A 6,376-nucleotide genomic window follows, 5' to 3' on the forward strand; every position below is an offset into this window, starting at 1 on the left:
CGATGCCTGATGTCGTCTACACCCTTCGAACCAAGCGCATCGAATAGTCGACCGCCCGCACGTCCTTGGTGAGGCGGCCGATGGAGATGCGGTCCACGCCGGTGGCAGCGATTTCGCGTACCTGATTCAGTCCGACGCCCCCTGAAACCTCGAGCAGCGCACGGCCTGCGGTGAGGGCCACCGCCTCGCGCATGCGCTCGAAGTCGAAGTTGTCTAGAAGCACGCTCGTCGCGCCGTGCTCCAGCGCCTCGCGCAACTGCGCGATGGTTTCCACCTCGATCTGAATATCGACGCCAGCCTTCAGCCCCTGCGCCGCGTGCAGTACCTGAGCTATGCCGCCGGCGGCAGCGATGTGGTTCTCCTTGATCAGGATGCCGTCGTACAGCGCCAGCCGCTGGTTCTGGCCGCCCCCGACCCTGACGGCGTACTTCTGCGCCAGCCGCAGGCCGGGCAAGGTCTTGCGGGTGTCGAGAATGACGCAGCCGTGAGCGCGGCCGTGGAGGTTCGGCGATGCGCCTTCGATCGCATCGACGTACTCGCGTGTGAGCGTGGCGGTGGCCGAGAGCAACTGCAGGAAATTGAGCGCCGGCCGCTCGGCGGCGAGCAGGGCGCGGGCATCGGCCTCGATCTCGCAGACGGGCGTGGTGGCAGCCATGCGAGTACCTTCGGCATACAGCCAATTCACTCGCGCATCGGCGTCGAGCGCTTGCAGGCAGCCATCGAACCAGTCCCGGCCGCAGAGCACTGCGTCTTCCCGCACGACCACGCGCGCTGCGCGGCGCTGGCCGGCGGGCGCGAGTCGGCCGGTCCAGTCGGCCACGCCAATGTCTTCGGTCAGCGCGTCGCGCACGTTTCGCTCGCGCGCCTCTTCCAGGGTCTCGTTGTGTTCGGGTGGCATGAAACCGTGCTTCGAAAGCGGGCCGCTCGGCAACGCTTGCATCACGCCGCCCCGATGTTGGGTACGAAGCCCTTGGCCGGCTTGGCGATGGCGGCCGGATGTGCCTTGACGAAATCGAGCATGCGGTCGATGCAGCCCAGCGCCTGGCTGCGCGTGGGCTCGGGCACGGTGATCTCGCCGCGCCGGTCGGTGTGCATGTGAGCCAGGCAATCGACCACGCCCTGCAGCGCGTTCATCGCCATCCACGGGCAGTGCGCGCAGCTCTTGCAGGTGGCGCTGTTGCCGGCGGTAGGCGCTTCGAGGAGCGTCTTGCCGGGTGCAAGCTGGCGCATGCGGTGCATGAGGCCGTTGTCGGTGGCGACGATGAAGGTCTGGCGGTCGCTTTCGACCACGGCATTGAGCATCTGCGAGGTCGAGCCCACCACGTCGGCCAGCTCGACCACGCGTTTGGGCGACTCGGGGTGCACCAGCACGAGCGCGTCGGGGTGCTCGCGCTTCATCAGCTCGAGCTCCAGGCCCTTGAACTCGTCGTGCACGATGCACTCGCCGTTCCACATGAGCATGTCGGCGCCGGTGTGGTCGGCGATGTAGCGGCCGAGGTGGCGGTCGGGTGCCCACAGGATCTTCTCGCCCTGGCGGTGCAGATGCTCGACGATGGCCACGGCGCAAGAACTGGTGACCATCCAGTCGGCGCGCGCCTTCACCGCCGCGCTGGTGTTGGCGTAGACCACCACCGTGCGGTCGGGGTGGGCGTCGCAGAAGGCGGCGAACTCGTCGGGCGGGCAGCCGAGGTCGAGCGAGCAGGTGGCTTCGAGGTCGGGCATCAGCACCGTCTTCTCGGGCGAGAGAATCTTGGCGCTCTCGCCCATGAAGCGCACGCCGGCCACCACGAGCGTCTGCGCCGAATGGTCGCGGCCGAAGCGGGCCATCTCCAGCGAATCGGAGACGCAGCCACCGGTCTCGAGCGCCAGGTCCTGCAGGTCGCCGTCGACGTAGTAGTGCGCCACCAGCACGGCGTTGCGCTCTTTCAGCAGCGCCTTGGCGCGGGCCATGAGTTCGTCGCGGCGAGCCGGCGTCAACGGCTCCGGCGCCTGGGCCCAGGCCTGTGCTGTGCAGCTTGCGCCGCTGGCGTCCTGGCGGGTGAAGTCGTAGAGGATCTGTTCGCTCATTCGAGAGGCTCCTGATGCGCCCGATTGTCCCTCCGGCATGGATGCGCCTGTGCAGGCCGGCTTCAAGCCGACGCGAAGAAGCGGCTCGGCGGCATGCCCACCGATCGCCGCACCATCGCGCTGAAGGCGCTGGGGCTGGCGTAGCCCAGCTCGGCGGCGATCTCGCTCATCGGCCGCTTGCGCGCGGCCAGGGTGAGCGCCCGCGCCAAGAGCACCTGCTGGCGCCACTGGCCGAAGCTGGTGCCCAGTTCGTCGCGGAACAGGCGGGCCACGGTGCGCTCGCTGGCGCCGATGCGGCGCACCCAGGCGCCGAGCGTGTCGTGGCGAGTCGGGTCGTCGAGCACGGCCTCGCACAGGGCGCGCAGGCGCTTGTCTTCGGGCAGCGCCACGCCCAAGCGAACGGGCGCGGCGCGGCGCAGTTCGTCGGCGAGGAGCGGGGCGATGAGCTTTTCGCGGTCCAGATCGGCGGGCGAGGGCGGCGAGTCGCTGTCGGGCGTGCTGGGCAGTGCCAGCATGAGCGCGCGCAGCAGCTCGGATACTTCGAGCACACGGCAGTGCTGCCAGTCGTTCGGGCCGGCTGCGGCAGTGCGGGAGCCTGCACCCTTGCCGGGCCCGGTGGTGGTGCTCAGATCGATGCCCTTGCTCATGCCGTCCCCACAGCGCGCGGTGGCCGGCGCCGCCCGCTCGTGCAGATAGAGCGTGCGCAACTCCGCCGTTTCCACCACCGTGACGGCGTGCTCCACGCCGGGCGGCACCCACACCGCGCGCGAGGGCGGTACGAGATAGGTGCCGCGCTCGGCGGTCAGCCGCAGCACGCCGGTGGCCGACCAGGCGAGTTGCGCCCAGGGGTGGCTGTGCGGCTCGACGCGCGTGTCGGCCTCGAGCGTGCTGTGCTTGGCCCGCAGGGGCCGCTCGCGCGTGGGCTCGAAGAAGTGCGCGGTAATGGACTGCACGGTCAATCGGAGGGCGGCGAGGCGCTTTGGCATGATCGCGACAGAAATTGTCCCGCTATCGTAAGCGCGCCGCCGCACCCTCGCTCATCATCGGGTCACCATGTCCACACCTTCGGCCCGTTCCGGCACGGCAGACGCCGCGAGCACCGCCAACCCCGTGCCGCTGCGCGACGATGCACGCACCATCGGTCTCGTGGCCCTGGCACATGGCATCTCGCATTTCTTTCACCTGCTGTTGCCGCCGCTGTTTCCGGTGTTCATCCGCGAGTTCGGACTGAGTTATTCCGAACTGGGCCTGCTGGTCACCGCCTTCTTCGTGGTCTCCGGCGTCGGACAGGCCGGCTCCGGCTTCCTGGTCGATCGCATCGGCGCACGGCCGGTGCTGTTCGTGGCGCTGGCCTGCTTCGTGGCCGCCGCGCTGGCAGCAGCCGGGGCGCAAGGCTATGGCGGCCTGATGCTTGCCGCCGGGTTGGCCGGGCTGGGCAACTCCGCGTTCCACCCGGTCGACTTCACCATTCTCAACAAGCGCGTGTCGCAGCCGCGCCTCGGACATGCCTTTTCGGTGCACGGCATTGCCGGCAATCTGGGGTGGGCGGCGGCGCCGGTGTTTCTGGCCGGCGCAATGGCCCTCACCGGTTCGTGGCGCATCGCGTACGTAGGGGCGGCCGGCCTGGCACTGCTGGTCACCCTCGTGCTGGCAATCAACCGCCGTGCGATCGACGATCGGCTCGGTGCCTGGTCGCACGAGAAGCAGCCTGCCGGCGCACTTGGCGCTGTGCCCGAGCACCCGATGGCTTTTCTGCGGCTGCCTTCGGTATGGATCTGTTTCGCGTTCTTCTTTTGGAGCACGGCGGCCTTGAGCGCGATCCAGGCCTTTGCCGGCCCGGCGCTGCAGCAAATCTACGGCTTGCCGCTTTCGGTAACCGCTTTCGTCGTGACGGCCTACATGTTGTGCGGCGCGGCGGGCATGGTGGCGGGCGGTTTCCTGGTCTCGGGCAGTCTGCGGCTGGAGCGCACGATTGCGCTGGCGATGAGTGCGGCTGCCGTGCTGCTGGTGCTGGCGGGCAGCGGCCTGCTTTCAGGCCTGGCTGCTGCGGCGCTGGTGGCGCTGGCCGGCGCGGGCGTGGGCCTCGCCGGGCCCTCGCGCGACATGCTGGTCAAGCAGGCGTCGCCGCCGGGAGCGACCGGGCGGGTCTATGGCACCGTCTATTCGGGCCTGGACATCGGCTTTGCACTGGCCGCGCCGGTGTTCGGCGCACTGATGGACCGCGGCCACCCCGACGGCGTGTTCTACGGCTCGGCGCTCGCGCTCGGCCTGGGCATCGTTACGGCGGGGTTGATCGGCCTGAACGTGTCGCGCCCGCGCGTGTCGGCTGTCGCCGCGGGCTGACGCGTTCGGGCGGCGCCGTCGAGCTGACTCCGAAGCAAAGTAGCTGCATTTCGGCGCTCCACTTCGAGCGCTCTGTCTTCAAGGGCCCGCTCGCGTCAGACTCGCCGGGGCCCGGCTAAAGTGCCGGCATGCCCTCTTCCTCTGCGACGCAAGCTCCCCGCCTCGCCGGCCACGCACTGGTCGAGGCCTTGGTCGCACAAGGCATCGACACCTGCTTCGGCGTGCCGGGCGAAAGCTTTCTGGCGGTGCTCGACGGCTTCCACGAACACCGCGAGCGCATCCGCTTCATCGCCTGCCGCCAGGAGGGCGGGGCGGCCTTCATGGCCGAGGCGCAAGGCAAGCTGAGCGGCCGGCCGGGCATCTGCTTCGTGACGCGCGGGCCGGGCGCCACCAACGCCAGCATCGGCCTGCACACCGCGTTTCAGGATTCCACGCCGATGGTCCTTTTCATTGGCCAGGTAGGCGCCGACGTGCGCGACCGCGAAGCCTTTCAGGAGCTCGACTACCGCGCGGTTTTCGGCCCCAACAGCGGCGGCATGGCCAAGTGGGTGGGCGAAGTTCAGAGCGCCGACCGTCTGCCCGAATACGTGGCGCGCGCCTTCCGCATCGCGATGCAGGGCCGGCCCGGGCCGGTGGTGCTGGCGCTGCCCGAAGACATGCTCACGACCGCCACCGCCGCGCCGGTGCTGCCGCGCATCGAGCCGGCCACGGCCTGGCCGGCGCCCGAAGCGCTGCGCGAGTTGCGCTATCTGCTGCTGGCCGCACGGCGCCCGCTGGTCATTGCGGGCGGCAGCGGCTGGGACGCGGCGGCCACGTCCGCGCTGCAGCGCTTCGCCGAAGCCTGGCAGTTGCCGGTGTCCTGCGCCTTCCGCTTCCAGGACCGCTTCGACAACACGCACCGGCTCTACGCGGGTGACGTCGGCATCGGCATCAACCCCAAGCTCGCCCAGCGCGTGCGCGATGCCGACCTGATCCTCGCGCTGGGGCCGCGCCTGGGCGAGATGACGACCGGCGGCTACACGCTGCTCGAAGCACCGCGACCGCGCCAGAAACTCGTTCACGTACATGCCGGCGCCGAGGAACTGGGCCGCGTGTACGAGGCCGACCTGCTGCTGCAGTCAGCCATGGCCAACGCCGCGCATGCGCTGGCGAGCTTGACCGCACCCGACACCTGCGCCTGGGCCGACTGGTCGCGCGCGGCGCACGCCGACTATCTGGCCAACCTGCAGCCGCCGGCCGATGCGGCGCTGAGCACGCCGCTCGATCTGGCCGAGGTGGTGAAGACCGTGCAGCGCCTCGCGCCGACTGACGCGATCGTGACCAACGGCGCCGGCAACTACAGCGGCTGGCTGCACCGTTACTGGCAACACCGCAGTCTGGGTGCCCAACTCGCGCCGACCTCGGGCGCCATGGGCTACGGCGTGCCGGCCGCCATCGCGGCGAGCCTGCTGAACCCCGGCCGCTGCGTCGTCGCCTTCGCCGGCGACGGCGACTTCCTCATGACGGGCCAAGAGCTCGCCACCGCGCGCGCCCATGGCGCCCGGCCCATCGTCATCGTGGTCGACAACGGCAGCTACGGCACGATCCGCATGCACCAGGAGCGCGACTTTCCCGGCCGCGTAAGCGGCAGCGACCTCGCCAACCCCGACTTCGCGATGCTGGCGCGTGCCTACGGCTGGGCGGCCGAGCGCATCGAGCACACCGCCGCGTTCGAGCCGGCCTTTGCCGCGGCATTGGCGAGTGCGCAGCCGAGCTTGCTGCATCTGGTGGTGAGCAGCGAAGTGATTACCACGCGCACGACATTGAGCGCCATTCGAGCCGCCGCGGTGCAACGCGCCACCGCGCCGTTGCCTTCCTCCACATCAACCGCCAGTGACAAGACCTGACATGGAACCCCGCCGCATGCTTTCGCTTCGCCTCTCACCGCTGCCCGTCCGTCGGCGCGCAGCCACCCGCGCCGCCCTGG

At 69.8% G+C, this 6,376-nt stretch carries 5 protein-coding genes; 2 read left to right on the top strand and 3 right to left on the bottom strand.

What is annotated here, in order from left to right; all coding sequences use genetic code 11:
- Window positions 1-16: 16 nt before the first annotated feature.
- The 3 genes from nadC to H0W38_RS14075 all read right to left on the bottom strand — a co-directional run bounded on the left by nadC (window position 17) and on the right by H0W38_RS14075 (window position 3,053).
- Window positions 17-898, bottom strand: a complete 882-nt coding sequence (gene nadC / locus H0W38_RS14065) for a carboxylating nicotinate-nucleotide diphosphorylase (RefSeq protein ID WP_292455105.1) — start codon at window positions 896-898, stop codon at window positions 17-19.
- Between the two features lie 41 nt (window positions 899-939).
- Window positions 940-2,067: a quinolinate synthase NadA gene (gene nadA, locus H0W38_RS14070; protein ID WP_292455107.1), complete on the bottom strand. Its 1,128-nt coding sequence runs from the start codon at window positions 2,065-2,067 to the stop codon at window positions 940-942.
- Window positions 2,068-2,129: 62 nt separating this feature from the next.
- Window positions 2,130-3,053, bottom strand: a complete 924-nt coding sequence (locus tag H0W38_RS14075) for a helix-turn-helix transcriptional regulator (RefSeq protein WP_292455111.1) — start codon at window positions 3,051-3,053, stop codon at window positions 2,130-2,132.
- Between the two features lie 67 nt (window positions 3,054-3,120).
- Here H0W38_RS14075 and H0W38_RS14080 point away from each other — a divergent pair, with 67 nt between their 5' ends.
- Both H0W38_RS14080 and H0W38_RS14085 read left to right on the top strand, forming a co-directional pair.
- Window positions 3,121-4,410, top strand: coding sequence for an MFS transporter (locus tag H0W38_RS14080; RefSeq protein ID WP_292455113.1), 1,290 nt, complete (start codon window positions 3,121-3,123; stop codon window positions 4,408-4,410).
- Window positions 4,411-4,538: 128 nt separating this feature from the next.
- Window positions 4,539-6,296: a thiamine pyrophosphate-binding protein gene (locus H0W38_RS14085; RefSeq protein ID WP_292455114.1), complete on the top strand. Its 1,758-nt coding sequence runs from the start codon at window positions 4,539-4,541 to the stop codon at window positions 6,294-6,296.
- Window positions 6,297-6,376: the final 80 nt, after the last annotated feature.

This window comes from Methylibium sp., from assembly GCF_013817365.1.
Taxonomy (GTDB): domain Bacteria; phylum Pseudomonadota; class Gammaproteobacteria; order Burkholderiales; family Burkholderiaceae_C; genus Methylibium.

Excerpts from the sequence above, each read along its gene's own strand:
- nadC (WP_292455105.1), bottom strand. The coding sequence starts at position 898 with ATGCCACCCGAACACAACGAGACCCTGGAAGAGGCGCGCGAGCGAAAC.
- nadA (WP_292455107.1), bottom strand. The coding sequence starts at position 2,067 with ATGAGCGAACAGATCCTCTACGACTTCACCCGCCAGGACGCCAGCGGC.
- H0W38_RS14075 (WP_292455111.1), bottom strand. The coding sequence starts at position 3,053 with ATGCCAAAGCGCCTCGCCGCCCTCCGATTGACCGTGCAGTCCATTACC.
- H0W38_RS14080 (WP_292455113.1), top strand. The coding sequence starts at position 3,121 with ATGTCCACACCTTCGGCCCGTTCCGGCACGGCAGACGCCGCGAGCACC.
- H0W38_RS14085 (WP_292455114.1), top strand. The coding sequence starts at position 4,539 with ATGCCCTCTTCCTCTGCGACGCAAGCTCCCCGCCTCGCCGGCCACGCA.